Consider the following 26,734-nt stretch of genomic DNA (forward strand, 5'->3'; position numbering starts at 1 on the left):
GCCCCTCCGCGCGCCGACGACACTTTACGCCGCCTTCACGCAGCACGCAGCGCCCATTCGACATGCTCGCGCACGACCGGCGACGGATCGTCGGCCCGCGCGCGCAACGCGGCGACGATCGCGTCGCGCGCCTGCGGCGTGAGCCGTCCCGCGTCCGCGCGCAGCGCATTGCCGAGCCCGACCGCCAGATTGCGCAGCCAGCTTTCGTAGCCGATGCGCCGGATCGCACTGCCCTGCATCCGCGTATCGAATGCGTCCGCGTCCCACGCAAACAGCTCGACGAGCGTCGCGCGATCGAGGCCGTGCCGCACGTCGAAATCGGCGACGGGCGCGGCCTGCGCGAACTTGTTCCACGGGCACACGAGCTGGCAGTCGTCGCAGCCATACACGCGATTGCCGATCATCGGCCGCAGCGGCTCGGGGATGCTGCCTTTCAGTTCGATCGTCAGGTACGAGATGCAGCGGCGCGCGTCGACGCGGTACGGCTCGACGATCGCGCCGGTCGGGCAGGCGTCGATGCAGCGCGTGCAGCTGCCGCAGTGCGCGCCGGGCGTCTCGGGCGCGGTGTCGGGGGACGTGTGCGCATCGGTCGGCAGCGGAACGTCGACGTAGATCTCGCCGAGGAAGAACAGCGAGCCCGCATCGCGCTGCAGCAGCAGCGTGTGCTTGCCGCGCCAGCCGACGCCGGCCTTCTGCGCGAGCTCGACCTCGAGCACGGGCGCCGAATCGGTGAACACGCGGTAGCCGAACGCGCCGATCTCCTGCTCGATGCGCTCGGCGAGCGTCTGCAGGCGGTTGCGCAACACCTTGTGATAGTCGCGGCCGCGCGCATAGATCGACACGACGGCCGCCTGCGGATCGTCGAGCCGGGCCCGTTCGCGTGCGCGCCAGTCGTGCAGTGCGAGCGCGCCCGGCTCGCTTTCAGGCGCGGCGGCGGCGAGCGTTTCGGCCGGCAGATAGGCGAGCCGCACGGAAATCACACGTCGCGTACCGGCCACAAGTTCGGCCGGACGCGCGCGTTTCATCCCATGTTTCGCCATATAATCCATTTCGCCGTGGTATCCGGCTTCCAGCCAGGCGGCGAGGCCTGCTTCGGCATCCGAGAGATCGGTATCGCTGATGCCGATCGCCCCGAAACCCAATTCGCGCCCCCACGCCCTGATGCGCGCGGCGAGCGCAGTCAACGCCGCATCGTCGAGCGCGCACGGTGCCGCACCTTCGGCACGAGTCGAAGGTCTGTCGGATGCGGCGAGTTCCGGTAATCGGTTCATCGCACTATTTTACGAGAATGCCAGCCACGCCCAGCCATCCGCCTCACGACGCCATGCTGCCCGCCCCGCTCGCGGAGCGCGTGATCGCGCTCGCCGAAGAAGCGGCGACCGAGGCCTTCGGCACCCGCTTCGCGCACGCGCTCGACGCGGCGCGCACCGAACTCGCCCGCGCGCATGCGTTCGACGGGCTGCAGATCCAGCTGGTCGGCGATCTCGGCGCGGGCAAGACGTCCCTCGTGCGCGCGATCCTGCGTGGCCTCGGCCACACGGGGCGCGTGCGCAGCCCGACCTATACGCTCGTCGAGCCGTACGCGCTCGAACGCGACGATGGGGAACTCGAGGTGTATCACTTCGATCTGTATCGTTTCAACGATCCGGCCGAATGGTCCGACGCAGGCTTTCGCGAATATTTCAATTCCAGCGCGATCTGCCTCGTCGAATGGCCACAACAGGCAGGCACGCTGCTCGGCGTACCCGATCTGGTTTTCTCGCTCGACGTGGATGGCGACGGCCGCGCCCTCACCGTCCGGGCGTACAGCGCTTCAGGAAAGGCATGTCTCGAAAGATGTTGATCAAACCGTTCCGCTCGATCGAATCGGCGGCCACCGCGACGCACAACTGGCGGCGCCGCCAGATCCTGTGCGCGGGCGCGTCGACGCTGGTGCTCGGTCTCGTCGCACCGCGGCTCGCGCGCGCGTCGTCGGTGCTCGGCGTGCGCGTGTGGCCCGCACGCGATTACACGCGCGTCACGATCGAATCCGACCAGCCGCTGCAGAATAGCCAACAGCTGCTGCAGGGTCCCGACCGTCTCGTCGTCGACCTGACCGGCCTCGACCTCGACCAGGCGCTGCGCGACCTCGTGTCGAAGATCGCGCCGAACGATCCGCAGATCCAGTCGGTGCGTGTCGGCCAGTATCAGCCGCACGTCGTGCGGATGGTGTTCGACCTGAAAGGTTCGGTGAAGCCGCAGGTGTTCACGCTGCCGCCGGTCGGCACCTACAAGTACCGGCTCGTGTTCGACCTGTATCCGGCCGTCGCGCCCGATCCGCTGTCCGACCTGATCGCGCAGACGGAACGCAAGGAGCAGGCGCTCAACGACACGGCACGTGCGCAGCAGATGCAGCCGCCGACCACGCTGGCCGGCCCCGGTACCCCGCCGCCCGCCGCGGGCGACAACAGCGACGCATTCTTCCAGCGCTTCGCGCAGAACACGCCGGCCACGCCGCACACGTCGCCCGCCACCCCTTCGACGCCCGCTAAGCCGGCCGTCAAGCCGCCGCCCGTCATCGCACGCCGCGACGACAGCGACGACGATGGCGACACCTACAAGTTCACCGCGCCGAAATCCGGCAAGGGCAGCACCGTCCGCCTGCTGACGGTGGCGATCGATCCGGGCCATGGCGGCGAGGATCCGGGCGCGATCGGCGGCGGCGGCACGTACGAGAAGCACATCGCGCTCGACATCGCGAAGAAGCTGCGCGCGAAGATCGACGGCGCGCCGAACATGCGCGCGATGATGACGCGCGACGCCGACTTCTTCGTGCCGCTGAACGTGCGCGTGCAGAAAGCGCGCCGCGTGGGCGCCGACCTGTTCGTGTCGATCCACGCCGATGCATTCACGACGCCGTCCGCGCGCGGCTCGTCGGTGTTCGCGCTGTCCGACCACGGCGCGACGAGCGCCGCGGCGCGCTGGATGGCGAACAAGGAGAACTCGTCCGACCTGATCGGCGGCATCAACATCAAGACGGCGGACGCGGCCGTGAACCGCGCGTTGTTCGACATGTCGACGACCGCGCAGATCCGCGATTCGCTGCGCTACGGCAACTACGTGCTGAAGGAAGTCGGCGGCATCAACAAGCTGCACAAGGGCTCGGTCGAGCAGGCCGGGTTCGCGGTGCTGAAGGCGCCCGACATTCCGTCGATCCTCGTCGAGACGGCCTTCATCAGCAACCCCGAAGAAGAGAGCCGGCTGAACGACGACGGCTATCGCGACCAGATGGCCGACGCGATCTTCCGCGGCATCAAGCGCTATTTCGCCGCGAATCCGCCGCTCGCGAAGAGCCGGATGGCCTGACGGCCGTACCCGGCCACCCCGCCCCGCCGCCGGCACGCAGTGCGTGCCGGCGCGTCACGACGCCGCGAAGCGGCGCATCAGTTTCCCGCCGAACACGTTCACCGCGAGCCCGCCCATCACGAGCGCCGTGCCGATCAGCTGCGTGCGCGTCAGATGCTCGTCGAGCAGCAGCGCCGACGACGCGAGGCCCACGATCGGCACCAGCAGCGAGAACTGCGCGACCTGCGCGGCCGGATAGCGCGACAGCAGGCGGCTCCACAGCCCGTAGCCGAGCAGCGTCGCGACGAACGCGAGATACACGACCGCGAAGATCGACGCGCCGTTCAGCCCGGCAAGCGCGGTCGCGATCCGCTGCGGCCCTTCGAACCACAGCGACAGCAGGAAGAACGGCACGGGCGGCACGAGGCTGGCCCACACGACGAGCGACACGAGGTTCGCACGGCCGACCTTCTTCGTGACGATGTTGCCGAACGCCCACATCGCGGCCGAGCAGATCGTCAGCAGGAAGCCCGCGAGCGTCATCGCGCGCCCGCCCTGCGCCGCGATCACGACGAGCCCGCCCGCGGCGATCGCGAGCCCCAGCAGGTTCTGCACGCGCAGCCGCTCGCCGAGGAACAGCATCGCGAACACGAGCGTGAAGAACGCCTGCGACTGCAGCACGAGCGACGCGAGGCCGGCCGGCATGCCGACGTACATGCCGGTGAACAGGAACACGAACTGGCCGAGCTGAATCGTCGCGCCGTACAGCACCAGCAGGCGCCATGGAATCTGCGGCCGGCGCACGAAGAACACCGCGGGGACGGCCGCGAGCGTGAAGCGCAGCGCGCCGAGCAGCATCGGCGGCATGCCGTGCAGGCCGACCTTGATCACGACGAAGTTCACGCCCCACGCCAGGATCACGACCAGCGCAAGCAGCAAGTCCTTCGGGGCCATCATCGGCGTCTCCTCGATTGTCGAATGGTCGTGCAAAGTGCGCTCAGGCCCTCTCGCGTTGCGCCGGGCGCCCCGAGAGGACTGCCTTCGAGGCGGAAAACCCGCGGCGGCCCGGTGTTTTCCTCTGGGAAGCCGGTCAGTCTACCGGGTTTCAGCCCCCGGCCCGATACCCGCGCGGCGCACATGGAATCGGCGGCGGACGGCCAGTACAATGACCGGCATCCCCCGCCGCCCCACAGGATCCGCCATGACCGCTCCGATCAAAGCCCTGCTGAAGCCGCACGTGCGCGACATCGGCAACCTGCAGGTGCGCCGCACGCTGCCCGCACTCGCCGCCCGCCTTGTCGGCCCGTTCATCTTCTTCGATCACATGGGGCCCGCCGCGCTGCCGCCCGGCACGGGGCTCGACGTGCGCCCGCACCCGCACATCGGCCTCGCCACCGTCACCTACCTGTTCGACGGCGCGATCCTGCACCGCGACAGCCTCGGCTCGCTGCAGGAGATCGTGCCGGGCGACGTCAACTGGATGACGGCCGGCCGCGGGATCGTCCACTCCGAGCGCACGCCCGACGCGCAGCGCGAAAGCGGCCACACCGTGCACGGGATCCAGACCTGGGTCGCGCTGCCGCGCGCGCACGAGACGACCGAGCCGTCGTTCGAGCACCATGCGGCCGACACGTTGCCGAAGCGCAATGAGGACGGCGTCGCGCTGACGGTGATCGCCGGCGATGCGTTCGGGCTGCGCTCGCCGGTCACGACGTTCTCGCGCACGCTGTACGTCGCGGCTGAATTCGCAGCCGGCGGCCGCCTCGAACTCGACGCGTCGCACGAGGAGCGCGCGGTCTACGTGGTCGACGGCGAGCTCGCGATCGACGGCACGCCGGTGCCGGCCGAGCAGATGGCCGTGCTCACGCCCGGCGCCGCGGTCACGCTGACGAGCGGCAGCGGCGCACGTGCGATGCTGCTCGGCGGCGACAAGATCGACGGCGAGCGCTTCATCGAATGGAATTTCGTCGCCAGCAGCCGCGAGGCGATCGAGCGCGCGAAAGACGCCTGGACGCGCCAGGAAATGGGCAAGGTGCCGGGCGAGACGGAATGGATTCCGCTGCCCGAGTCGAAGCCGCGTTGAAAAAGGGGCGCGCCGCCCCCATCCTGACGACATTCGAACGGAAGAGAACGACATGGACACCACGCTTGCCACATTCGAGAAAGACGTCATCGAGGCGTCGCTGGACGCACCCGTGCTGGTGGACTTCTGGGCGCCGTGGTGCGGCCCCTGCAAGACGCTCGGCCCGCTGCTGGAAAAGCTCGAAGGCGCCTATGAAGGCCGCTGGAAGCTCGTGAAGGTCAACGTCGACGAGAACCAGGAACTCGCCGCGCACTTCCAGACGCGCAGCATCCCGCACGTGATCGCGTTCGCCGACGGGCGCCCCGTCGACCAGTTCGTCGGCGTGCTGCCCGAAGGCCAGCTGCGCGCCTTCCTCGACCGGCTGCTGCCGGCGCCGGAGGAAGCCGAACGGCGTGCCGCACAGGATGCGATGGCCGAGTCGCGCTACGACGACGCGCTCACGCACCTCGAAGCGGCGCTCGCGCTGAACCCGGGCTTCGACGACGCCCGCCTCGATCTGATCGAACTGCTGCTCGCGAACAACCAGGTCGACGCCGCGCGCGCCGAGACCGAGCGCCTGTCGCCGCAGACCGTGCAGAACGGCGATCCGCGCTACCAGGCGATCAAGACCCGTTTCGACGCGCTCGACGCGACGGCCGACCTGCCGCCGACCGACGCGCTCGAAGCGCGCATCGCGGCGAACCCGGCCGACCTCGACGCGCGCTTCGACCTCGCGCAGAGCCTGATCGCGCGGCGCGCGTACGAAGGCGCGGTGGAGCAGTTGCTGGAAATCGTCACGCGCGACCGCGCGTACGGCGACGATCTCGGCCGCCGCACGCTGATCTCGGTGTTCGAGCTGGCCGGCGATCGCCCGGATCTCGTCGCCGGGTGGCGGCGCAGGCTGAGCATGGCGCTCAACTGAACTGACGTGGAACCGGCCGGGCTGCAACGGCCCGACTGCCGGATCACCACGTCAAGCACGGCGCGTGTCACGCGCCGCCGCATTGCACAACGACCGCGATTCGCAGCGGCTCAGCCGGCAGCCTGCGCCGCGATCGCGCGCAGCGCATGCGCGGCGGCTGCGAAGCCGAAGCTCGCGGTCACGCACACGCTCGAACCGAACCCCGCGCAGTTGAGCCCCGCGACGTGCGCGGCCGCGGACGGCTCCGTGCCGTCCTCGAGGTCGCAGGCGGCAGCTTCCGGATAGATCAGCGGCTCGTCCGAATACACGGCGCTGACCTTGAAACGCGCCTTCGGCCCGCGCGGAAAGCCGTGCTGCTTGCGCAATTGCGCGCGCACTTTCGACAGCAGCGGATCCTGGATCGTCAGCGCGAGATCGTCGATCCGGATGCGCGTCGGGTCGAGCTGGCCGCCCGCGCCGCCGACCACGACGAGCGGCTGACGCTTCGCGACGCACCATGCGATCAGCGCGACCTTCGTGCGCACGCTGTCGATCGCGTCGATCACGTAGTCGAAGCCGCCGCCGAGCAGCGCGTCGAAGTTGTCGGGCTCGACGAAATCCTCGATCCGGTTCACGCGGCATGCAGGATCGATCAGCGCGATCCGCTCGGCCATCGCGTCGACCTTCGGCTTGCCGTAATTGCCGTCGAGCGCATGGATCTGCCGGTTCGTATTGCTTTCGGCGACGTTATCGAGATCGATCAGCGTCAGCGTGCCGACCGCGTTGCGCGCGAGCGCCTCGGCCACCCACGAGCCGACGCCGCCGATCCCGATCACCGCGACGTGCGCGCGCTCGAACGCGGCGGCGGCCGGCGCGCCGTACAGGCGCGCCACGCCGCCGAAACGCCGCGCGCGATCCACGTCAAGCTGGATTTCCGGGGTCGGGGTAAGATCAGAGGAACTGGGCGGGGCAGCGTCGGCGACGGACATGGCAGCAAGGAAAACGTAAGTCGTGCAGCCCTCTATTTTGCCTGAACTCCCCGCTCGCACGCGCCACTGTGCACGCACGTTTCTTGCGCGTTGGCTACAATGGTTCCAGATTGAAGCGTTTGCATAACATGACGACTCTCGCCGATCTCCGCATCAATTACTCACGTGCTTCGCTCGACGAGGCCGACGTCGCCCACGACCCGTTCGCCCAGTTCGACCGCTGGTTCAAGGAGGCGCTCGCCGCCAAGCTGCCCGAGCCGAACACGATGACGCTCGCGACCGTCGGCGCCGACGGGCGGCCGTCGGCACGCATCGTGCTCATCAAGGGCGTCGACGAACGCGGGTTCGTCTTCTTCACCAATTACGAAAGCCGCAAGGGGCGCGATCTTGCCGCGCACCCGCAGGCCGCGCTGCTGTTCTACTGGATCGAGCTGGAGCGCCAGGTGCGCATCGAAGGCCGGATCGAGAAAACCAGCGCAGAAGAAAGCGACCGCTATTTCGCGTCGCGCCCGCTCGGCTCGCGCATCGGCGCATGGGCGTCGGAACAGAGCGCGGTGATCGACAGCCGCGCGACGCTCGAAGCGCAGGAAAAGGCCGTCAGCGAACGCTACGGCGACAACCCGCCGCGCCCGCCGCACTGGGGCGGCTACCGCCTCGTGCCCGACTCGATCGAGTTCTGGCAGGGCCGCCCGTCGCGGCTGCACGACCGCCTGCTCTATATGCGCGACGCCGGCACGTCGACGGGCTGGTCGATTTCGCGCCTGTCGCCTTAAGCCCGGCGCCGGCGCATGCCGGTCGTGTCTCGTGTTGCATTCGGGCGCCCGCCTCGCAAGCGGCGGGCGCCGGTCAAGATACTTGGCTGTATTCGATTCAACGAACAAACGGAGAATCCAAATGTTCTGGGAAAAGAAGCTGGCACAGTGGGCGGACGAAGTACGGGCGAAAGCGAACATACCGGCGCGCCTCGTGCTGTGGAACGGCGATCAACTCGATTTCGGCACCTTCAGCGCGCCGCAGGTCACGCTGAAGGTCAACAGTGCGTCGGCGTTGCCGCTGCTGCTCGAACCGAGCCTCGACAATCTCGGCGAGGCGTATGTAAAGGGCAAGATCGACATCGAAGGCAAGCTGTCGGACATCATCAACATCGGCTACTCGCTCGCGCGCAGCACGGTGACGAGCGCGAGCAAGCTGGCGCGCGTGAAGCGCTACTTCAATCACTCGAAGAGCACCGATAAGAAGGCGATCCAGTATCACTACGACGTCTCGAACGAGTTCTACAAACTGTGGCTCGACGAGAACATGGTGTACTCGTGCGCGTACTTCGAGAACGGCGACGAAGATCTCGCCACCGCGCAGATCAAGAAGATCGACCACATCCTGACGAAGATCCGGCTCCAGCCCGGCCAGCGCCTGCTCGACATCGGCTGCGGCTGGGGGGCGCTCGTGCTGCGCGCCGCGCAGAAGTTCGGCGCGCAGTGCCTCGGCGTCACGCTGTCGCAGAACCAGTTCGACCTCGCGACCGCGCGCGTGAAAGCCGCCGGGCTGGAAGACAAAATCGAGATCCGGCTACAGGACTACCGCGAGATCGACGGGCAATTCGACCGCATCACGAGCGTCGGGATGTTCGAGCACGTCGGGCGCAAGAACCTGCCGCTCTATTTCTCGCGGATCCACGACCTGCTCGCCGACGACGGCATCGCGATGAACCACGGGATCACGTCGACCGACGCGGAAAGCGGCGAGACGGCGCTCGGCGGCGGCGAGTTCATCGATCGCTACGTGTTCCCGGACGGCGAGCTGCCGCACATCAGCCTCGCGCTGGAAGCCGCGCAGCGCGGCGGGCTCGAAGCGATTGACGTCGAAAGCCTGCGCCGGCACTATGCCCGCACGCTCGATATCTGGACGGAAAACTTCGAGGCGAAGGCCGACGCCGCGCGACAACTCGTCGACGACGAAAAATTCCGCATCTGGCGCGTGTATCTCGCCGGCTGCGCGTATGCGTTCGAGCACGACGACGTGTCGATCTTCCAGATCGTGTGCCGCAAGGCCGGGCAGAGCGCGAAGACGCTGCCGTGGTCGCGGCGCTATATGTACGAACACACGCTGCCGCGCTAGGCGGCGCTTCACGCTGGGCATGCATGGGTGACGGCAGGACGCGGCGCAAGGCGCCGCCGGAACGACAGCAGCACGACGACGCGAACGCGCCGCACGCCGACGGGCAATTCGACCTGTTCGGCGTGCCGGTCGATGCTGCACGCGCGTCGCCCGGGAACGATGGCCCGCCTGCCGACGCCGACGAACATGTGAACCCGGGCGCGCCTGACGACGCGCAGCCGGCACCGCGCCTTCGCACTCCTCCCCGTTCGTCAGACGAAACGCCGCCCGCCGCTTCCGGCCTGCTGTGGGACGAACCGTCCCTGCCAGCCGAGCCGCCGAAGAAGGGCCGGCGCCGGCGCGGCGTGCTGCCCGCGCCGATCGCACCGGATGTGGCCGACGCAGCGGCCGGCCTGCCGCCGAACGTCCGGCTCGGCACATCGTCGTGGACCTTCCCGGGCTGGGACGGCATCGTCTACGACGGCGATTTTGCTCAGACGAAACTCTCGCGCGAAGGGCTCGAAGCGTATGGCGCGCATCCGCTTCTGAAGAGCGTGAGCCTCGACCGGTCGTTCTACGGCCCGCTGTCGGTAGCCGACTACCTGCGCTACGCGCAGCAGGTGCCCGACGATTTCCGCTTCGTCGTGAAGGCGCCGGCCTCCGTGACCGACGCGGTGATCCGGGGCGGGCGCGGCGAACCGTCGGGACCGAACCCGACCTTCCTCGACGCGGATCTCGCGACCCGCGAATTCGTGCAGCCGTGCGTCGAAGGGCTCGGCCGGAAAGCCGGCGTGCTCGTGTTCCAGTTCTCGCCGTTGCCCGACACGCTGCTTGCCCGGCCGGCCGAACTGATCGACCGGCTGGCCGCGTTCTTCGCGGCGCTGCCGCCGCTGCCGGAGGACGCCGACGGCACCCGCTACGCGATCGAGATTCGCGACGCGAGCCTGCTCACGCCGCGCTTCATCCGCGCGCTCGCCGCGCTCGGCGTGCGCTACTGCGTCGGCCTGCACGCGCGGATGCCCGACCCGCTGCGCCAGGCAGCCGCGCTCGCGCTGCTCGACGGCGACGCACCGGGCCCGCTGATCGTGCGCTGGAGCCTGCACGGCGGCTTCAAGTATGAACAGGCGAAAGCGAAGTACGAGCCGTTCGACAAGCTCGTCGACGAGGATCCGGCCACGCGCTCGGCGCTCGCCGAGCTGGCCGCGCGCTATGCGCTGGCCGGGCAGCCGGTGATCATCACGATCAACAACAAGGCGGAAGGCTCCGCGCCGCTGTCGTGCATCGCGCTTGCGCGCGAGATCGCCGCCGCGTGCGCGCAGTGGCGCAACGAGGCGGCTTGATACCCGCTTGATAGCGACTTGATACCGGCTTGCGCCGGCCGCGGTCACGACGCTTACGCGCCGCGCAGCGACTTCAGCCGGTGCGAGAACTTCTGCCGGAATTTCGCGAGCTTCGGCCCGATCACGACCGAGCAGTAGCCCTGCCCCGGGTTGCGCGCGTAATAGTTCTGGTGATAATCCTCGGCCGGCCAGTAGTTGCCGTCGAGCGGCACGACCTGCGTGACGATCGGCTGCCCGAACACCTGCTCGCGCTCCAGCTCGCGGATCACGTCGAGCGCCGTGTCGCGCTGCGCGTCCGAATGGGTGAACACGACCGAACGGTACTGCGTACCGACGTCGTTGCCCTGCCGGTTCAACTGGGTCGGATCGTGCGTTGCAAAGAAGATCTCGAGGATCTCGCGATAGCCGATGCGCGCCGGATCGAACGTCACGTTGACGACTTCCGCGTGGCCCGTATCGCCTTCGCAGATGTCGCGATAGCCGGGATTGCGCGTATGGCCGCCCGCGTAGCCCGACTGGACGGCCGTCACGCCGTCGACGTCGAGAAACACCGCCTCCGTGCACCAGAAACACCCACCGCCCAATGTCGCGGTTTCAAGCATCTCGTTCACCATGAAATCAGTCCCTCGTTGATGTCGGCAGCCGGCACGCATGCGCCGGCGCCACCGTTCCGTCTCGCCGCTGCCCACCCGCGTGCGGGTCGCAACGGCACGTCGGCAAGTATCTCACTCGCGCGCGAACCTGACAGATTGCACGGGTGTCGCGCGCGACCGGCCGCCCGTTTTCTCGACTACACTTAGGCACGCGCGAGCGCGGCGGCAAACCCGCTGGCTCGCGCAACGTGCCCGATGCATGCCCGACCCTGATGCAAACATCATCTGCCGGAACTTCGCTATGCATGCCTTAACAGACCTCGCCCGCGTCACGCGTCCGGCCGTCGCCGCGTCGCGGGCCGCGGCTTCGATTGCATCACCTCCTTGCCATGCATCCGTCTCGCTCCGCGCGCGGCGATCCGGCTCATCGCCTTTATCCGCTTTCACGATCTGATGCACGGCGTCGCACGCTCATCGACGCGTGCGTCCGCCTGCCGATCGCCCCCGCCGGCGTGATGCGTGCCGTGCGGCAACCCCGACTCGCACGCCCGCAACGAACGGCCGTGCGACCCCGATCCGACACCATCGAGAGGGCATCACCATGAGCATGCGGCCTGACCCGACGTTTCACGCTTCACCCGAGCTTGCGATGCAGGCACCGGCAGAGGAGTTTGCCTATACGTTGTTGCTGAGCCCCGATTTTTCCAGACCCGACGCGCTCGCCGTGATCGACGTGAAGCCTGGCTCGTCGACCTACGGAAAAATCGTGCACACGGTGACGATGCCGAACACCGGCGACGAGTTTCACCACTTCGGCTGGAATGCGTGTTCGTCGTCGCTGTCGCCGCTGACCGGGCATGCATTCCTCGAGCGCCGCTTCCTGATCATCCCCGGCCTGCGCTCGTCGCGCATCTACGTGATCGACACGAAACCGCATCCGACGCAGGCGCGCATCCACAAGATCATCGAGCCCGACGAGATCTTCTCGAAGACCGGTTATTCACGGCCGCACACCGTTCATTGCGGGCCCGAGGGCATCTACGTGAGCACGCTCGGCGGCGCGGGCAAGGACGGCACCGACGGCGCGCCCGGCATCTTCATCATGGATTGCGAAACCTTCGACGTGCTCGGCCGCTGGGAGATCGATCGCGGCCCGCAGGACAAGCATTACGATTTCTGGTGGAACCTGCCGCGCGACTACATGGTGTCGAGCGAATGGGCGCTGCCGCCGCAATTCGAGAACGGGATCGTGCCCGAGGACCTGCTCGCGAACAAATACGGGCACCGGCTGCATTTCTGGGACCTGCGCGCGCGGCGCAACGTGCAGACGATCGATCTCGGCGCGCAGCACCAGATGGCGCTCGAAGTGCGGCCCGCGCACGACCCGGCGCGCGAATACGGGTTCGTCGGCGTCGTGGTCGACACGACCAATCTCGAAGGCTCGATCTGGACCTGGTGGCGCGAAGGCGGCAAGTTCCATGTGAAGAAAACCGCGACGATCCCGGCCGAGCCGGCCGCGGCCGATGAACTGCCGCCGCTGCTCAAGGGATTCGGCGCGGTGCCGCCGCTCGTGACCGACATCGACCTGTCGCTCGACGACCGCTTCCTCTACGTGTCGTGCTGGGGCACCGGCGAAATGCGCCAGTACGACGTGTCGGACCCGCACAACCCGGTGCTCGCGGGGTCGGTCCGGATCGGCGGCATCGCGCGCCGTGCGCCGCACTCGAACGGCCGCACGTTCGCGGGCGGCCCGCAGATGGTCGAGATCAGCCGCGACGGAAAACGCGTGTACTGGACCAACTCGCTCTATTCGACGTGGGACGACCAGTTCTATCCGGACGGCGTGCCGGGCGCGCAGGTGCTCGCGCACGTGGGGCCGGAAGGCGGGCTGACGCTCGCCGACGATTACTGGGTCGAGTTCCCCGACGGCTATCGCGCGCACCAGATCCGGCTCGAAGGCGGCGACTGCTCGACCGACTCGTTCTGCTATCCGTCGGTCAAGCGTTGAACGCCGGCTTTCACGCCCCGTTCGCACTGTGGGCGGCCGTGCTCGCGAGCGGGGTGTATCACGGGCTCAACCCCGCGATGGGCTGGCCGCTCGCGGTGTCGAACGCGCTGATGACGCGCCGCGGCGGCGCGCTCATCGCGGCGCTCGGCTATCTCGCGCTCGGCCATGCGCTCGCCGTGTTCGCGGTGATGCTGCCGTTCGGGCTGCTCGCCGCGCTGCTCGCGTGGCAAACGGCGATCCGGATCGGTGCGAGCGCGCTCGTGATCGGCTTCGGCGCCGTGCTGCTGATCCGGCGCCGGCATCCGCGGGCGCTCGCGCGGATTCCGCCCGCGCGGCTCGGCCTGTGGTCGTTCGCGGTCGCGATCGCGCATGGTGCCGGGCTGATGCTGGTACCGATCTACCTCGGGCTGTGCGGGCTCGACCGGGACGCCGGCCATCGTGCGGCGGCCACGCTCGTCGATGCGCATCTCGGGATGGCGCTCGTCGTCGCGGCCGTGCATGCCATCGCGATGATCGGCGCCGGCGGCGGGCTCGCGTGGCTCGTGTACCGCTATCTCGGGCTGAAGTTCGTATCGCGAAGCTGGTTCAATCTCGACGCGGTGTGGGCGTCGAGCCTGATCGTGACGGGCGCGTTGTCGCTCGGGCTCGCGGCGGCGCGATAGTGCGGGGGAAGCTGCGACCGATGTCGAGCGCGGGTGCCGGGCGGCGCGGCGGACCCGCACAAAAAACGCGACTGAACGGCCGTGCCGGCAGCGTGCCCTTGCGCATCCGGCCGCGCGCCGCAGTGTTCGCTACGTCACCCTGCCCCCGCAATGCGCCGCCTGGCCGGGCCCGGCGGCCCCGATTCCGCTAAAATCGGGCCATGCGCACCCCTTCCCTCTCGACCGCCTTGTCGCCTTTCGTCCGCCGTGCCCGCCCCACCCGCGTCGCGCCGCGCCTGCCCGTCTCGATCCGGATGGCCGCGCGATGAGCCACGCCAATCCTCCGGATTTCGACTCGGCCGCCTTCCGGCAAGCCCTCGGGCAGTTCGCCACGGGCGTGACGGTGATCACGACACGCGCGCCGTCCGGCCAGCTGATCGGCATCACCGCCAGCTCGTTCAACTCGGTCTCGCTCGATCCGCCGCTCGTGCTGTGGAGCCTTGCGCACAAATCGGCGTCGACGGCCGTGTTCCGCGGCAACAGCCATTACGTGGTGAACGTACTCGCGGCCTCGCAGCTCGACCTGTGCAAGCGCTTCTCGACCTACAAGGGCGACCGCTTCGAAGGGATCGCGCATGCGGCCGGCAACTCGGGGATGCCCGTGCTCGACGGCGCGCTCGCGTGGTTCGAATGCCACAACCGCAGCCGCTACGATGAAGGCGACCACGTGATCTTCGTCGGTGAAGTGGAGCGCTGCGGCGTGCGCGCGGAATCGGACACGGCCCCGCCGCTCGTGTTCCACGGCGGCGGCTTCCACGGCCTTACACCGCTTTGATCGCCCCCGTGCGCGCCAGCCCGACCGGCGCGCCGGCTTCATCCTTCAGCGTCTGCAGCACGATGTTCGAACGGATGTCCATCACGCCCGGCGCCTTGTAGAGCCGGTTCAGCACGAAATCCGAATAGTGCTTGAGGTTGTGCGCGAGCACGCGCAGCAGATAGTGGCTCTCGCCCGTCACGACGAACGCGCCGACCACCTCCGGCCATTCGCGCAGCGCTTCCGCGAAGCGCTCGTGCCATTGATTCTCTTCGTTGCGCATCGACACCTGCACGAACGCCTCGAGCTCGAAGCCGAGCTTCTCGCGGCTCAGGCACGCGCGATAGTGCTCGATCACGCCCTGCTCCTCGAGCAGGCGCATGCGGCGCAGACAGGCGGAAGGCGAGAGCGAAATCCGTTCCGCCAGGTCGAGATTGCTGATTCTGCCCTCTTCCTGCAGTACCGCCAGAATCCGGCAGTCGGTGGCATCGAGCGTGATCGCGTGCATTTTTGGTCCCCGTTTTCCCTCTGAGTCGAATTATCTGCCAATCCGGCGGATTGTCCATGTTTATTTCGCAAGCACTTTCTGCGAGCGTCCACCTATCATTCGAAGGATCGACTCACCGAATCGTCATGCCATGGACACCCTCTGGGACATCTCGCCGCCTGTCAGCCCCGCCACCCCCGTGTGGCCGGGCGATACGCCGGTTTCCGTCGAACGCGTGTGGCGGATGGAGGCCGGCTCGCCGGTCAACGTCGCGCGCCTGACGCTGTCGCCGCACACGGGCGCGCACTGCGACGCGCCGCTGCACTACGACGCCGACGGCGCGCCGATCGGCGCCGTGCCGCTCGACACCTACCTCGGCCCGTGCCGCGTGATCCATTGCATCGGCGCATCGCCGGTCGTGCAGCCGGCCGATGTCGCGGCCGCGCTCGGCGGCGTGCCGCCGCGCGTACTGCTGCGCACCTGTGCGCGCGCCAGCGTCGATGAGTGGGACAGCCACTTCTGCGCGGTCGCGCCCGAGACCGTCGATCTGCTCGCCGCGCATGGCGTGAAGCTGATCGGCATCGACACGCCGTCGCTCGACCCGCAGGAATCGAAGACGATGGATGCGCATCACCGCGTGCGCGCGCACCGGATGGCGATCCTCGAAGGCATCGTGCTCGACGACGTGCCGCCCGGCGACTATGAACTGATCGCACTGCCGCTGAAATTCGCGACGCTCGACGCGAGCCCCGTGCGCGCGGTGCTGCGCGCGCTGCCCGCGCGTGCTTCCTGATTACCCCGACTGACGACCCCACATCATGATCAAGACCCGTGAAGACGCGCTCGCGCTCGACCGCGACGATCCGCTCGCCCCGCTGCGCGACCAGTTCTCCCTGCCCGACGGCGTGATCTACCTCGACGGCAACTCGCTCGGCGCGCAGCCGCGCGCATCGGCCGCCCGTGCGCAGCAGGTGATCGGCGCCGAATGGGGCGAAGGCCTGATCCGCAGCTGGAACACGGCCGGCTGGTTCGCGCTGCCGCGCCGTCTCGGCGACAAGCTCGCGACGCTGATCGGCGGCGCGCCCGGCGAGACGGTCGTGACCGACACGATCTCGATCAACCTGTTCAAGCTGCTGTCGGCGATGGTGCGCCATCAGGCCGAGCGCGCGCCCGAGCGCCGCGTGATCGTGTCGGAACGCTCGAACTTCCCGACCGACCTGTATATCGCGCAGGGGCTGATCGAGCAGCTCGGCGGCGACTACGAACTGCGCCTGATCGACGACCCGGCCGACCTGCCCGGCGCGCTCGGCGCGGACACGGCCGTCGCGATGATCACGCACGTGAACTACCGCACCGGCTACATGCACGACATGCCGGCCGTCACGCAGCTCGTGCACGACGCCGGCGGGCTGATGCTGTGGGATCTCGCGCACTCGGCCGGCGCGGTGCCGGTCGACCTGAACGGCGCGCGCGCGGACGGCGCGGTCGGCTGCACGTACAAGTACCTGAACGGCGGCCCCGGTTCGCCCGCCTTCGTATGGGTGCCGCAGCGTCATCACGCGCACTTCTCGCAGCCGCTGTCCGGCTGGTGGGGCCACCGCGCACCGTTCGCGATGCAGCCGGGCTTCGCGCCCGATCCGGGCATCGCGCGCTTCCTGTGCGGCACGCAGCCGATCGTGTCGATGTCGATGGTCGAATGCGGGCTCGACGTGTTCCTGCAGACCGACATGCACGCGATCCGCCGCAAGTCGCTCGCACTGACCGATGCGTTCATCGCGCTCGTCGAGGCACGCTGCGCGGGCCTGTCGCTGAAGCTCGTCACGCCGCGCGCGCATCACCAGCGCGGCTCGCAGGCGAGCTTCGAGCATCCGCACGGCTACGAAGTGATGCAGGCGCTGATCGCGCGCGGCGTGATCGGCGACTATCGCGAGCCGTACGTGCTGCGCTTCGGCTTCACGCCGCTCTATACGCGCTTCGCCGACGTGTGGGATGCCGTCGAGACGCTGCGCGACATCCTCGCCACCGACGCGTGGAAGGCGCCCGAGTTCGCCGAACGCGGCGCGGTGACCTGATCGGCCTTGCCCGGCGCGCGCGAGCCGCGCGCCGCGCCCCGTCATTCAAATCTGGAGAAAGTCGTGAATTCTGGTCATATGCAGCCACCCGGCGGCGACGCGCCGGCGGGCTGCCCGTTCTCGGGCGCGCGCGCCGCGCATTCGGCCCAAGCAGCCCCGGCCGCGCACGAAGCGTCGCACGTGCCCGGCGATGCCGGCTGGCACAACGCGCAGCTCGATTTCTCGAAGTCGATGAGCTACGGCGACTACCTGTCGCTGAATTCGATCCTCGACGCGCAGCATCCGCTGTCGCCCGATCACAACGAGATGCTGTTCATCATCCAGCATCAGACGAGCGAGCTGTGGATGAAGCTCGCGCTGTTCGAGCTGCGCGGCGCCCTCGACGCGGTGCGCACCGACGCGCTGCCGCCCGCGTTCAAGATGCTCGCGCGCGTGTCGCGGATTCTCGAGCAACTGGTGCAGGCGTGGAACGTGCTGTCGACGATGACGCCGTCCGAGTATTCGGCGATGCGGCCGTATCTCGGGCAGTCGTCGGGTTTCCAGTCTTATCAGTATCGGCAGCTCGAATTCCTGCTCGGCAACAAGAACGTGCAGATGCTGCAGCCGCATGCGCACCGGCCAGACATCCTCGAACAGGTGCGTGCGACGCTCGAGGCGCCGTCGTTCTACGACGAAGTCGTGCGCCTGCTCGCGCGGCGCGGCTTCCCGATCGCGGCGGAGCGGCTCGAGCGCGACTGGACGCAGCCGACCCGGCACGACGAGACGGTCGAAGCCGCGTGGCTCGAGGTGTACCGTCATCCGCAGCAGCACTGGGAGCTCTACGAGATGGCCGAGGAACTCGTCGATCTCGAGGATGCGTTCCGCCAGTGGCGCTTCCGTCACGTGACGACCGTCGAGCGCATCATCGGCTTCAAGCAGGGCACGGGCGGCACCAGCGGCGCGCCGTACCTGCGCAAGATGCTCGACGTCGTGCTGTTCCCCGAGCTCTGGCACGTGCGCACCACGCTGTAACGCGCGACGCGCCCCCAGGCCCGCCCGCCGTCACGACGACGTGCGGGCCAGCGCCTCCCCTTCGCGCGGCTGCACGCCCGCGCGCGACAGTCGCGGAATATGCCGTCGCACGACGAGCAGCGCGACGCAGACCACGCCCATCGCAATCGCCAGCATCGTCAGATAGGCCGTGGCGCCGCCCGTGGTGATCACGACCGCGCCCGCGAACGCGCTGAGGATCGCACCGAGCCGGCCGAACGCGAGCGCGCTGGCGGTGCCGGTCGCGCGCACGGCCGTCGGGTAGATGTACGCGCAGAGCGCATACATCGTCGACTGCACCGCGTTGACGAACAACCCGTGCAGGCCGAGCCCGACGATCAGCCAGCCCGTGTGGCGGCTCGCATCGACGCCCATCAGCCACACCGCGCTCGCCGCGCCGCCGATACTGCACAGCACGAGCGGCCAGCGCGACCCGGCATGCGCGATCGTCCACGCGCACAACAGCGCACCGATCACGCCGCCGAGGTTGTACGCGGTGAGCCCCGTCCCCGCCACCGACACGCTCAGCCCGCTCGCCGCCAGCATCGTCGGCAGCCAGCTGAACGCCGCATACACGGCGAGCAGGCACATGAAGAACGCACACCACAGCGCGATCGTGTCGCGCGCCTGGCCGCTCGCGAACAGCGCGCCGAAGCCGCCGCGGCCGCCCGCCGCGCGTGCGTCCCGCAGGTCGGTGAAGGCGGTGCCCGGCGCGACGGGCCGCGCCATCCGCGCGAGCAGCGCGCCGAGTTCCGGCCAGCGCGCGGGGCGCCGCGCGAGGTAGCGCGGCGATTCGGGCAACGCACGCACGAGCACGAAGCCGAGCACGAGCGGCAACGCGCCGCCCGCGAGGAACAGCCCGCGCCAGCCGTAGCGCGGCAGCACCTCGTGCGCGAACAGGCCGGCCAGCATCCCGCCGAGCGGCACGCAGACGATCGTCGCGGTCACCATCATCGTGCGACGCCGCGCGGGCGTGTATTCGGCCGTCATCGTCGTGGCCGTCGGCAAGGCGCCGCCGATCCCGAGGCCTGCGACGAAGCGCAGCACCGCGATCGCCGTGACGTCCGGCGCGAAGCCGATCGCGCAGGTCGCGATGCCGAACAGGAACACGCTGCCGATCACGGCCTGGCGGCGGCCGAAGCGGTCCGCGACGATCCCCGCGCACGCACTGCCGATGCCCATCCCGACCAGCCCGGCCGCCACCGCCGGCGCGAACGCGCCACGCGTGATGCCCCATTCGCGGATCAGCACCGGGATCGCGAAGCCGATCAACTGGCCGTCGAAGCCGTCGAGCACGATCGCGAGCGCGGCGAGCAGCACCACGCAGCGCTGCATCGTCGTGAACGGCCCGTCGTCGAGCGTCGCGCCGATGTCGACGGACGGCGGTTGCAATCCGTCGCGCGTGCTCATGCGACCTCCCGTGCGCCGCGCGCTGGCGGCAACATGCGCAAGCGGCGCGCGGCAAGACAACGGCATTCGATGGCGTTCATGGCGTCTCCGGTTGCCCGGGCTGGCGCGGTGGCGCGTGCCCGGATCTCGTGCTGCGCAGGCGGCCGGCGTCGACGCATCGGCGCCGCCTCCGGTGTCTCGTCCAACCTGTCCCGATCCGGCGCCGTCGCCTGCGCGCGACGCGCTCGTCTCGTCGTGCGGCGCAAGCCGCGCCGCCCGCCTGATGCTCAGTTCACCCGCGCGTCGATCAGCCGGACCAGCGTGAGCAGCGTTTCCGCATGCGGCACCGCGACGCCCGCTTCGCGCGCGGCCGCGACGACCTTGCCGCTGATCGCGTCGATTTCCGTGCGGCGGCCCGCGAGCACGTCCTGCAGCATCGACGGGCGATGGCCGCGATGCGCGTGGATCGCATGCTCGACGTTGTGCGCGATGCGCTCGCCGTCGACCGCGATGCCCTTCGCGCGGGCGACGGCGGCCACCTCGGCTGCAATCGCGAGCGCGAGCCGCGGCCCGTCGTGATGGTTGCCGAGCTGGTCGACCGTGCAGTTGGTCGCCGCACACAGCGTGTTGAGCGCCGCGTTGAACGCGACCTTTTCCCAGATCGCGGCCCATACGTCGGCGTCGAGCGTGCAAGCGAGCCCGGCGCGCGACAGCGCATCGGCCACCGTCGCCGCGAACGGGCGTGCCGCGCCATCGGCCGTCATCATGTGGATCGCGCCCGCGCCGTGCGAGCGCACGTGCGCCGGCCCCGCCGCGTCGGCCGGCCACGTCGTCACGCCGACCAGGATGCGTTCGAGCGGGACGAACGCATTCAGCGTCTCGACGTTGCCGAGCCCGTTCTGCAGCGTCAGCACGTGCGTGTCCTGCTCGAGCAGCGCGCGAACGCCGTCGAGCGCGGCGCGCGTATGCAGCGACTTCGTGAAAACGATCAGCATGTCGAACGATGCATCGGGCGATGCGGCCGCAGCCGCATTCGCCACTTCCGGCCGTACGGCCTGCAACGTACGGATGCGTCGGTCTCCCCGATCGTCGTCGATACGCAATCCGTCGCGGCGAATCGCATCGAGATGCGCATCGTTCACGTCGATCAGCGTGACGGCCTCGCCGCTTTCGGCCAGCCGCCCGCCGAACAGCGAGCCCATCGCGCCGGCGCCCAGAATCGCAATCCTCATCGTCGTCGGCCTCGTCAGAACGGATAGTGGCGCGGTGCGGTCTGCACCGTGATCCAGCGCAGGTCCGTGAACGCCGCGATGCCGGCCTTGCCGCCGAAGTGGCCGAAGCCGCTGTCCTTCACGCCGCCGAACGGCATCTGCGCCTCGTCGTGCACGGTCGGACCGTTCACGTGGCAGATGCCCGATTCGATGCGGGCCGCGACGCGCATCGCACGCGCGATATCGCGGCTGAACACGGCCGACGACAGCCCGAACGCGTTGTCGTTCGCGCAGCGGATCGCGGCGTCCTCGCCGTCGACGCGCACGATGCCCTTCACCGGCCCGAACGACTCCTCGGCATAGATGCGCATCGCCGGCGTCACATGGTCGAGCAGCGTGGCCGGGAACAGCGTGCTGTCGGCCTTGCCGCCGCACACGAGCGTCGCGCCGTGCGCGAGCGCATCGTCGATCAGCGCGTTGCAGCGCTCGACGGCCTTCATGTCGATCAGCGAACCGAGCACGACGGGCCCCTGGCGCGGGTCGCCGAGCGGCAGCGACGCGGCCTTGTCGGCGAGCTTCGCGACGAACGCATCGGCGATCGACGCGTCGACGACGATGCGTTCGGTCGACATGCAGATCTGCCCGGAATTCGCGAACGCGCCGAACGCGGCCGCGGCGACCGCCGCATCCAGATCGGCATCGTCGAGCACGACGAACGGCGCCTTGCCGCCGAGCTCCAGCACCGACGGCTTCAGGTGGCGCGCACAGGCTTCGGCGACGATCCTGCCGACGCGCGTCGAGCCCGTGAAATTCACGCGGCGCACCGCTGGATGCGCGATCAATGCATCGACGATGGTGCCCGCATCCTCGGGCGCGTTCGTCACGAAATTGACGACGCCCGGCGGCAGCCCGGCTTCCTGCAGCGCCTCGACGATCAGCCCGTGCGTGACGGGGCACAGCTCCGAGCCCTTCAGCACGACGGTGTTGCCGCACGCGAGCGGCAGCGCGAGCGCGCGCGTCGCGAGGATCACCGGCGCATTCCACGGTGCGATGCCGAGCACGACGCCGGCCGGCTGCCGCACGCCCATCGCGAGCGAACCGGGCACGTCGGACGGGATCAGCTCGCCGCCGACCTGCGTGGTCAGCGACGCGGCCTCGACGAGCCCGCTCGCGGCAAGATGCACATTGAAGCCGGCCCACAGCGCGGACGCGCCCGTCTCCGCCGCCATCGCGGCGACGAACTGCTCGTGCTTCGCTTCGAGCGCGGCGGCCGCCTTCAGCAGCAATGCGCGGCGGGCGCCGGGGCCGAGCGCGGCCCATGCGGGAAACGCGCGGGCGGCCGCGTCGGCCGCCGCGCGCGCATCGTCGACGGTGCACGCGGGCGCTTCGGACGCGACTTCGCCATCAAGCGGGTTGCGGCGCGCGAAGGTCGCGCCGCTGGATGAGTGACGGCGTTCGCCGCCGATCAGCATCGATACGGTTTGCATGGAATCTCCGGCAGGACGCGCACTGCGCATCACGTCATTCAGACAATCTCGACTTCGACGACGACCGGCGTCGCCGCACGCAGCGCGTCGGTCAGCGCGTCACGCAGGTGCGCCGCATCGGACACGCGCACGCCCCGGCAGCCCATTCCTTGCGCGAGCGCGACGAAATCCAGGTTCGGCAGATCGGTGCCCTGCACGGGATCGTCCGGGCCGAAGCCGAACACCGGCGCGAAATCCTGCAGCGCCGCGTAGCGCCGGTTATTGAGGATCACGAACGTGACCGGCAGCTTCAGCTGCGCGGCGCTCCACAGGGCCTGGATCGAATACAGGCTCGACCCGTCGCCGATCAGCCCGATCACGCGCCGGCCCGGCTGCGCGAGCGCGACGCCGACGGCGGCCGGCATCCCGTAGCCGAGCCCGCCGCTGTCCATCGTGTAGAACGTGCCGCTGTGCGTGAACGGCAGGTGTTCCTGCATCACGGGCCGCGCGCTCGGCGCTTCCTCGACGACGATGTCGTGCGTGTCGCGCACGTCCGCGAGCGTCTGCAGCGCGAACGCGACCGACATGCGCTCGCCGGCGGCCGGCGGTTCGACGCGCGCACGCGGCGGCCGCGGCGCGGGCATCGGCCGCTCGGGCGGCGCCGGGCGCGCGAGCAGGTCGCGCGCGGCGAGCCGCAGGTTGCCGACGACCGCATCGCCCGACGGCGTCCATGCGGCAATGCCCGGATCGTCGACGAGCTGCACGAGCGTCGCGCCCGGCGGCACGTGCGGGCCGAAGCCCTCGATGTGATAGGTGAACGCGGGCGCGCCGAACGCGAACACGAGGTCGTGCCCGTCGAGCCGCGCGACGATCTTCTCGCGAATCGCGGGCAGGAAGCCGGCGAACAGCGGATGGTCCTCGGGGAAACTGCAGCGCCCCGACATCGGCGCGACGTACACGCGCGCACGGTGCCGCTCGGCGAGCCGCACGACGTCGTCCCACGCGCCGGCGCGATCGACGGCCGCCCCGACCACGAACGCGGGACGCCGCGCCGCGTCGAGCGCATCGCCGAGCCGCGCGAGCGCGTCCGGGTCGGGCCGCACGACGTTGCTGACGTCGCGGCGCGGCAGCAGCTCGGCCGGCTGATCCCAGTCGTCGACCGGGATCGACACGAACACGGGGCCGCGCGGTTCCTGCATCGCGATACGGTACGCACGCGCGATCGCGGCCGGCACGTCCTGCGCGCGCGCGGGCTCGATGCTCCACTTCACGTACGGCTTCGGCAGCTCGGCGGCCTGCGTCGCGCCGAGGAACGGGTCGAACGGCAGGATCGCGCGTGCCTGCTGGCCCGCGGTGACGATCAGCGGCGTGCGGTTCTTGAAGGCGGTGAAGAGATTGCCCATCGCGTTGCCGACGCCCGCCGCCGAATGCAGGTTGACGACCGCCGCATTGCCGGTGGCCTGCGCGTGGCCGTCGGCCATCCCGACCACGACGGCTTCATGCAAGCCGAGCACGTAGCGGAAATCGTCGGGGAAGTCGCGGAACATCGGCAGCTCGGTCGAGCCGGGATTGCCGAACACGCGGTCGATCCCGAACTGGCGAAGCAGGTCGATCACCGCATCGCGAACGGTGATCGGTGCGGCGGAAGGGGGCGTAGGGCCGGACATGCTCGGGCGTCTCCTCGATGGCTTGGCGGTTTCCACAGTATCGAAGCGCGAGTCATTCTCGGATACTGTATTTTTTGCGATAAGCCATACCGTTTCGACATGAGTTTCGATCTCCGACAATTGCGCGCCTTCACGACGATCGTCGCGTGCGGGAGCCTTGGCCGCGCGGCCGACGCACTGCACGTGACGCAGCCGGCGCTGAGCCGGATCCTGAAGCGGCTCGAGGACCAGGTCGGCGCGCCCCTGTTCGAGCGCCATTCGAAGGGCGTGCAGCTCACCGCGTTCGGCGAGGCGCTGCTGCCGCACGCGACGCTGCTGCAGCACGAGGCCGAGCACGCACGCGAGGAGCTCGACGCGATGCGCGGGTTTGCGAAGGGCACGATCAAGGTCGGCACGGTGGGCAGCATCGCGAGCCTCGTGCTACCGGTTGCGGTCGGCCGTGTGCTCGACCGCTGGCCGAACCTGCGCGTCGAGATCATCGAAGGCGTGTGGGACCGGCTCGCGGAAGGGCTGAACAAGCACGAGATCGATCTCGCGCTGTCCGCGCACGGGCCCGATACCGACGAGATCGTCGCGATTCCCGAGTGCCGCTGGGAGGATCGCAGCCACATCGTTGCGGCGCCGCACCATCCGCTGCGCACGCTCGGCCGCGCGCCGACGCTCGTCGACACGCTGCACGCGCGCTGGGCGATTCCGCCGCGCGGCACCGCGCCGTTCGACCACATGCGCGCGACCTTCGACGCACACGGGCTCGCGCTGCCCGACATCGCGGTCGAGACGCGCTCGGTTACTACATTGAAGAGCCTCGTCGCGCATGCGGGCTTCCTGAGCTGGATGGCCGAGCCGATGTACGGCGCCGAGCAGCGCGCCGGCACGATCGACACGTTGCCCGTGCGCGAAGTCGTCGCGGTGCGCACGCTCACCGCGTTCCGGCGCCGCCACGGCATCCTGCCGGGGCCAGCGGGCAAGCTGCTCGAGGAACTCGTCGCGTTGACGCGCGAAGGTCGCTGACGGCGCTTTCCGCACCGGCCACCCGTTCGCGCCCTCCCGCCCCACCCGCACGCCACCGCCGCAGCGCACCATCGAAATGCCGTTTCCCCGCCTTGACTTTCGCTCGCCCGAATACGATCATTCGCTCACACAAAGAGCAAATGATCGTATTCGACAGGACTGTCAGGCACGAACAGGAGACACACCGGATGAGCGCATCGCCCTCCGCCCGCACGCCCGTGCTGCTGCACATCGGCGCGGGCTCGTTTCACCGCGCGCACCAGGCGTGGTATCTGCATCGCGTGAACGCGGCCGTCCCGGCCGACGAGTGCTGGTCGCTGACCGTCGGCAACATCCGCGACGACATGCGCGCGACGATGGACGCGCTCGCCGCGCAGCACGGCGCCTACACGCTCGAAACCGTCACGCCGCAAGGCGAGCGCGCGTACGAGACGATCCGCGCGATCACGCGCGTGCTGCCGTGGTCGATCGACCTCGCCGCACTGATCGACGCCGGCGCCGATCCGGCCTGCCGGATCGTGTCGTTCACCGTCACCGAAGGCGGCTACTACCTCGACGAACACAACCGCCTCGACCTCGCGAACCCCGATCTCGCAGCCGACCTGCAGGGCGCGCGCACGACGCTGTACGGCGCGCTCGCGGCGCTGCTCGCCGAACGCGTGAAGCGCGGCGCGGGCCCGCTCACGCTGCAGAGCTGCGACAACCTGCGCAACAACGGCGCGCGCTTTCGCGCGGGGATGCGCGAATTCCTCGAGCGGCGCGGCCAGGCCGACCTGCTCGCATGGTTCGATACGAACGTCGCGACACCGAGCGCGATGGTCGACCGCATCACGCCGCGCCCGACCGCCGACGTGCGCGAGCGCGTGCTGGCGGCCACCAGCTTCGACGACGCCTGCCCGGTGATGGGCGAATCGTTCATCCAATGGGTGATCGAGGATCGCTTCGCGGCCGGCCGGCCGAAGTGGGAAGTGGCCGGCGCCGAACTCGTCGACGACGTGCACCCGTACGAGGAAGCGAAGATCCGCATCCTCAACGCGACGCACAGCTGCATCGCGTGGGCCGGCACGCTCGCGGGCCATACGTATATCCACGAAGGCACGCACGACGCGGCGATCCGCCGCTTCGCGCACGACTACGTGACGCAGGACGTGATCCCGTGCCTCACGCCGAGCCCGCTCGATCTCGCGCGCTACCGCGACGTCGTGCTCGAACGCTTCGGCAACCCGTACGTGCTCGACACGAACCAGCGCGTCGCGGCCGACGGTTTCTCGAAGATTCCCGGCTTCATCGCGCCGACGCTCGCCGAATCGTTCGCACGCGGCGCGGCGCCGGTCGCCACCGCCGTGCTGCCCGCGCTGTTCCTGCGCTTTCTCGAACGCTGGGCGCGCGGCGCGCTGCCGTACGCGTACCAGGACGGCGTGATGGACGAAAGCGCCGCGCGCGCGATCGTCCAGGCCGACGACCCCGTCGTCGCGCTGGGCGCGAACCGGCAGCTGTGGGGCTCGCTCGCCGGCAACGCCGCGCTGTTCGAGGCCCTGCGCGGCGGACTCCGGCGTGTCGACGCATGGCTCGCGGCACGCTGACGTGCATCCGGGCGAACCTGCCTTGGCACGGGCGCGGCCGCGCGGCTAAAGTA

The 26,734-nt window shown here is 69.3% G+C and carries 24 protein-coding genes; 15 read left to right on the plus strand and 9 right to left on the minus strand.

Features of this window, described 5'->3' with window-relative positions; all coding sequences use genetic code 11:
* Window positions 1-35: 35 nt before the first annotated feature.
* The gene (gene queG, locus CFB43_RS14280) at window positions 36-1,271 is read right to left on the minus strand and encodes a tRNA epoxyqueuosine(34) reductase QueG (RefSeq protein WP_089495511.1); all 1,236 of its coding nucleotides are present in this window, start codon (window positions 1,269-1,271) and stop codon (window positions 36-38) included.
* Between the two features lie 17 nt (window positions 1,272-1,288).
* Here queG and tsaE point away from each other — a divergent pair, with 17 nt between their 5' ends.
* Window positions 1,289-1,843, plus strand: a complete 555-nt coding sequence (gene tsaE / locus CFB43_RS14285) for a tRNA (adenosine(37)-N6)-threonylcarbamoyltransferase complex ATPase subunit type 1 TsaE (RefSeq protein ID WP_089495512.1) — start codon at window positions 1,289-1,291, stop codon at window positions 1,841-1,843.
* Entirely contained in the window at window positions 1,825-3,345 is a 1,521-nt protein-coding gene (locus CFB43_RS14290) for an N-acetylmuramoyl-L-alanine amidase (RefSeq protein WP_089495513.1), read from the plus strand. The genes tsaE and CFB43_RS14290 overlap by 19 nt, the downstream gene beginning before the upstream one ends.
* Before the next feature lie 54 nt (window positions 3,346-3,399).
* Here CFB43_RS14290 and CFB43_RS14295 read toward each other — a convergent pair whose 3' ends face one another.
* Window positions 3,400-4,278, minus strand: a complete 879-nt coding sequence (locus tag CFB43_RS14295) for an EamA family transporter (protein WP_179254846.1) — start codon at window positions 4,276-4,278, stop codon at window positions 3,400-3,402.
* Window positions 4,279-4,525: 247 nt separating this feature from the next.
* On the opposite strand from CFB43_RS14295, the gene CFB43_RS14300 reads away from it, so the two are divergent.
* Together CFB43_RS14300 and trxA are read left to right on the plus strand one after the other, a co-directional pair.
* Entirely contained in the window at window positions 4,526-5,407 is an 882-nt protein-coding gene (locus CFB43_RS14300; RefSeq protein ID WP_089495514.1) for a pirin family protein, read from the plus strand.
* 52 nt (window positions 5,408-5,459) lie between these two features.
* Complete coding sequence (trxA, locus tag CFB43_RS14305; protein WP_089495515.1) at window positions 5,460-6,308, plus strand: thioredoxin; 849 nt, start codon at window positions 5,460-5,462, stop codon at window positions 6,306-6,308.
* Between the two features lie 110 nt (window positions 6,309-6,418).
* Here the strand turns inward: trxA and CFB43_RS14310 are convergent, their stop codons facing one another.
* A complete protein-coding gene (locus CFB43_RS14310) occupies window positions 6,419-7,276 on the minus strand; it encodes a tRNA threonylcarbamoyladenosine dehydratase (RefSeq protein WP_069248702.1) in 858 nt (285 codons plus the stop codon).
* A 128-nt stretch (window positions 7,277-7,404) separates the two neighbouring features.
* Here CFB43_RS14310 and pdxH point away from each other — a divergent pair, with 128 nt between their 5' ends.
* From pdxH to CFB43_RS14325, 3 genes are all read left to right on the plus strand, one after another.
* Window positions 7,405-8,049: a pyridoxamine 5'-phosphate oxidase gene (gene pdxH / locus CFB43_RS14315; RefSeq protein ID WP_089495516.1), complete on the plus strand. Its 645-nt coding sequence runs from the start codon at window positions 7,405-7,407 to the stop codon at window positions 8,047-8,049.
* A gap of 121 nt (window positions 8,050-8,170) precedes the next feature.
* Window positions 8,171-9,391, plus strand: coding sequence for an SAM-dependent methyltransferase (locus CFB43_RS14320; protein WP_089495517.1), 1,221 nt, complete (start codon window positions 8,171-8,173; stop codon window positions 9,389-9,391).
* A gap of 23 nt (window positions 9,392-9,414) precedes the next feature.
* The gene (locus tag CFB43_RS14325) at window positions 9,415-10,710 is read left to right on the plus strand and encodes a DUF72 domain-containing protein (RefSeq protein WP_089495518.1); all 1,296 of its coding nucleotides are present in this window, start codon (window positions 9,415-9,417) and stop codon (window positions 10,708-10,710) included.
* A 53-nt stretch (window positions 10,711-10,763) separates the two neighbouring features.
* Here the strand turns inward: CFB43_RS14325 and msrA are convergent, their stop codons facing one another.
* Window positions 10,764-11,324, minus strand: a complete 561-nt coding sequence (gene msrA, locus CFB43_RS14330) for a peptide-methionine (S)-S-oxide reductase MsrA (protein ID WP_041492935.1) — start codon at window positions 11,322-11,324, stop codon at window positions 10,764-10,766.
* A 580-nt stretch (window positions 11,325-11,904) separates the two neighbouring features.
* On the opposite strand from msrA, the gene CFB43_RS14340 reads away from it, so the two are divergent.
* From CFB43_RS14340 to CFB43_RS14350, 3 genes are all read left to right on the plus strand, one after another.
* Window positions 11,905-13,311 carry a selenium-binding protein SBP56-related protein gene (locus CFB43_RS14340; RefSeq protein WP_089426189.1) on the plus strand — a complete coding sequence of 469 codons (1,407 nt, stop codon included), beginning with the start codon at window positions 11,905-11,907 and terminating at the stop codon, window positions 13,309-13,311.
* The gene (locus tag CFB43_RS14345) at window positions 13,308-13,973 is read left to right on the plus strand and encodes a hypothetical protein (protein WP_089495519.1); all 666 of its coding nucleotides are present in this window, start codon (window positions 13,308-13,310) and stop codon (window positions 13,971-13,973) included. The genes CFB43_RS14340 and CFB43_RS14345 overlap by 4 nt, the downstream gene beginning before the upstream one ends.
* Window positions 13,974-14,277: 304 nt before the next feature.
* Window positions 14,278-14,787: a flavin reductase family protein gene (locus CFB43_RS14350; RefSeq protein WP_089440886.1), complete on the plus strand. Its 510-nt coding sequence runs from the start codon at window positions 14,278-14,280 to the stop codon at window positions 14,785-14,787.
* Here CFB43_RS14350 and CFB43_RS14355 read toward each other — a convergent pair.
* Window positions 14,774-15,274 (minus strand): Lrp/AsnC family transcriptional regulator, encoded by a 501-nt coding sequence (locus CFB43_RS14355; protein ID WP_006477992.1) that lies wholly within the window; start codon window positions 15,272-15,274, stop codon window positions 14,774-14,776. The two genes, CFB43_RS14350 and CFB43_RS14355, sit on opposite strands and share 14 nt — an antisense overlap.
* A 130-nt stretch (window positions 15,275-15,404) precedes the next feature.
* Between CFB43_RS14355 and kynB the strand changes: the two genes are divergently transcribed.
* The 3 genes from kynB to kynA all read left to right on the plus strand — a co-directional run bounded on the left by kynB (window position 15,405) and on the right by kynA (window position 18,336).
* Window positions 15,405-16,046 (plus strand): arylformamidase, encoded by a 642-nt coding sequence (gene kynB / locus CFB43_RS14360; protein WP_089495520.1) that lies wholly within the window; start codon window positions 15,405-15,407, stop codon window positions 16,044-16,046.
* Window positions 16,047-16,071: 25 nt separating this feature from the next.
* Window positions 16,072-17,325, plus strand: coding sequence for a kynureninase (gene kynU / locus CFB43_RS14365; RefSeq protein ID WP_241022843.1), 1,254 nt, complete (start codon window positions 16,072-16,074; stop codon window positions 17,323-17,325).
* Between the two features lie 78 nt (window positions 17,326-17,403).
* Window positions 17,404-18,336, plus strand: coding sequence for a tryptophan 2,3-dioxygenase (gene kynA / locus CFB43_RS14370; protein WP_039368343.1), 933 nt, complete (start codon window positions 17,404-17,406; stop codon window positions 18,334-18,336).
* A 30-nt stretch (window positions 18,337-18,366) separates the two neighbouring features.
* On the opposite strand, the gene CFB43_RS14375 is transcribed toward kynA, so the two are convergent.
* The 4 genes from CFB43_RS14375 to mdlC all read right to left on the minus strand — a co-directional run bounded on the left by CFB43_RS14375 (window position 18,367) and on the right by mdlC (window position 24,087).
* Window positions 18,367-19,764: an MFS transporter gene (locus CFB43_RS14375; protein WP_089495521.1), complete on the minus strand. Its 1,398-nt coding sequence runs from the start codon at window positions 19,762-19,764 to the stop codon at window positions 18,367-18,369.
* A gap of 266 nt (window positions 19,765-20,030) precedes the next feature.
* On the minus strand, window positions 20,031-20,975 hold the full coding sequence (locus tag CFB43_RS14380; RefSeq protein WP_089495522.1) for a ketopantoate reductase family protein: 945 nt from the start codon (window positions 20,973-20,975) through the stop codon (window positions 20,031-20,033).
* A gap of 14 nt (window positions 20,976-20,989) precedes the next feature.
* Window positions 20,990-22,441, minus strand: coding sequence for an aldehyde dehydrogenase (locus CFB43_RS14385; protein ID WP_089495523.1), 1,452 nt, complete (start codon window positions 22,439-22,441; stop codon window positions 20,990-20,992).
* Window positions 22,442-22,479: 38 nt separating this feature from the next.
* A complete protein-coding gene (mdlC, locus tag CFB43_RS14390) occupies window positions 22,480-24,087 on the minus strand; it encodes a benzoylformate decarboxylase (RefSeq protein WP_089495892.1) in 1,608 nt (535 codons plus the stop codon).
* Between the two features lie 99 nt (window positions 24,088-24,186).
* Here mdlC and CFB43_RS14395 point away from each other — a divergent pair, with 99 nt between their 5' ends.
* Both CFB43_RS14395 and dalD read left to right on the plus strand, forming a co-directional pair.
* The gene (locus tag CFB43_RS14395; RefSeq protein ID WP_179254835.1) at window positions 24,187-25,098 is read left to right on the plus strand and encodes a LysR family transcriptional regulator; all 912 of its coding nucleotides are present in this window, start codon (window positions 24,187-24,189) and stop codon (window positions 25,096-25,098) included.
* Between the two features lie 188 nt (window positions 25,099-25,286).
* Window positions 25,287-26,681, plus strand: coding sequence for a D-arabinitol 4-dehydrogenase (dalD, locus tag CFB43_RS14400; protein WP_089495524.1), 1,395 nt, complete (start codon window positions 25,287-25,289; stop codon window positions 26,679-26,681).
* Window positions 26,682-26,734 lie beyond the last annotated feature (53 nt).

This window comes from Burkholderia sp. AU15512, from assembly GCF_002223325.1.
Taxonomy (GTDB): Bacteria; Pseudomonadota; Gammaproteobacteria; order Burkholderiales; family Burkholderiaceae; genus Burkholderia.

Excerpts from the sequence above, each read along its gene's own strand:
- queG (WP_089495511.1), bottom strand. The coding sequence starts at position 1,271 with ATGAACCGATTACCGGAACTCGCCGCATCCGACAGACCTTCGACTCGT.
- tsaE (WP_089495512.1), top strand. The coding sequence starts at position 1,289 with ATGCCAGCCACGCCCAGCCATCCGCCTCACGACGCCATGCTGCCCGCC.
- CFB43_RS14290 (WP_089495513.1), top strand. The coding sequence starts at position 1,825 with ATGTCTCGAAAGATGTTGATCAAACCGTTCCGCTCGATCGAATCGGCG.
- CFB43_RS14295 (WP_179254846.1), bottom strand. The coding sequence starts at position 4,278 with ATGGCCCCGAAGGACTTGCTGCTTGCGCTGGTCGTGATCCTGGCGTGG.
- CFB43_RS14300 (WP_089495514.1), top strand. The coding sequence starts at position 4,526 with ATGACCGCTCCGATCAAAGCCCTGCTGAAGCCGCACGTGCGCGACATC.
- trxA (WP_089495515.1), top strand. The coding sequence starts at position 5,460 with ATGGACACCACGCTTGCCACATTCGAGAAAGACGTCATCGAGGCGTCG.
- CFB43_RS14310 (WP_069248702.1), bottom strand. The coding sequence starts at position 7,276 with ATGTCCGTCGCCGACGCTGCCCCGCCCAGTTCCTCTGATCTTACCCCG.
- pdxH (WP_089495516.1), top strand. The coding sequence starts at position 7,405 with ATGACGACTCTCGCCGATCTCCGCATCAATTACTCACGTGCTTCGCTC.
- CFB43_RS14320 (WP_089495517.1), top strand. The coding sequence starts at position 8,171 with ATGTTCTGGGAAAAGAAGCTGGCACAGTGGGCGGACGAAGTACGGGCG.
- CFB43_RS14325 (WP_089495518.1), top strand. The coding sequence starts at position 9,415 with ATGGGTGACGGCAGGACGCGGCGCAAGGCGCCGCCGGAACGACAGCAG.
- msrA (WP_041492935.1), bottom strand. The coding sequence starts at position 11,324 with ATGGTGAACGAGATGCTTGAAACCGCGACATTGGGCGGTGGGTGTTTC.
- CFB43_RS14340 (WP_089426189.1), top strand. The coding sequence starts at position 11,905 with ATGAGCATGCGGCCTGACCCGACGTTTCACGCTTCACCCGAGCTTGCG.
- CFB43_RS14350 (WP_089440886.1), top strand. The coding sequence starts at position 14,278 with ATGAGCCACGCCAATCCTCCGGATTTCGACTCGGCCGCCTTCCGGCAA.
- CFB43_RS14355 (WP_006477992.1), bottom strand. The coding sequence starts at position 15,274 with ATGCACGCGATCACGCTCGATGCCACCGACTGCCGGATTCTGGCGGTA.
- kynB (WP_089495520.1), top strand. The coding sequence starts at position 15,405 with ATGGACACCCTCTGGGACATCTCGCCGCCTGTCAGCCCCGCCACCCCC.
- kynU (WP_241022843.1), top strand. The coding sequence starts at position 16,072 with ATGATCAAGACCCGTGAAGACGCGCTCGCGCTCGACCGCGACGATCCG.
- kynA (WP_039368343.1), top strand. The coding sequence starts at position 17,404 with ATGCAGCCACCCGGCGGCGACGCGCCGGCGGGCTGCCCGTTCTCGGGC.
- CFB43_RS14375 (WP_089495521.1), bottom strand. The coding sequence starts at position 19,764 with ATGAGCACGCGCGACGGATTGCAACCGCCGTCCGTCGACATCGGCGCG.
- CFB43_RS14380 (WP_089495522.1), bottom strand. The coding sequence starts at position 20,975 with ATGAGGATTGCGATTCTGGGCGCCGGCGCGATGGGCTCGCTGTTCGGC.
- CFB43_RS14385 (WP_089495523.1), bottom strand. The coding sequence starts at position 22,441 with ATGCAAACCGTATCGATGCTGATCGGCGGCGAACGCCGTCACTCATCC.
- mdlC (WP_089495892.1), bottom strand. The coding sequence starts at position 24,087 with ATGTCCGGCCCTACGCCCCCTTCCGCCGCACCGATCACCGTTCGCGAT.
- CFB43_RS14395 (WP_179254835.1), top strand. The coding sequence starts at position 24,187 with ATGAGTTTCGATCTCCGACAATTGCGCGCCTTCACGACGATCGTCGCG.
- dalD (WP_089495524.1), top strand. The coding sequence starts at position 25,287 with ATGAGCGCATCGCCCTCCGCCCGCACGCCCGTGCTGCTGCACATCGGC.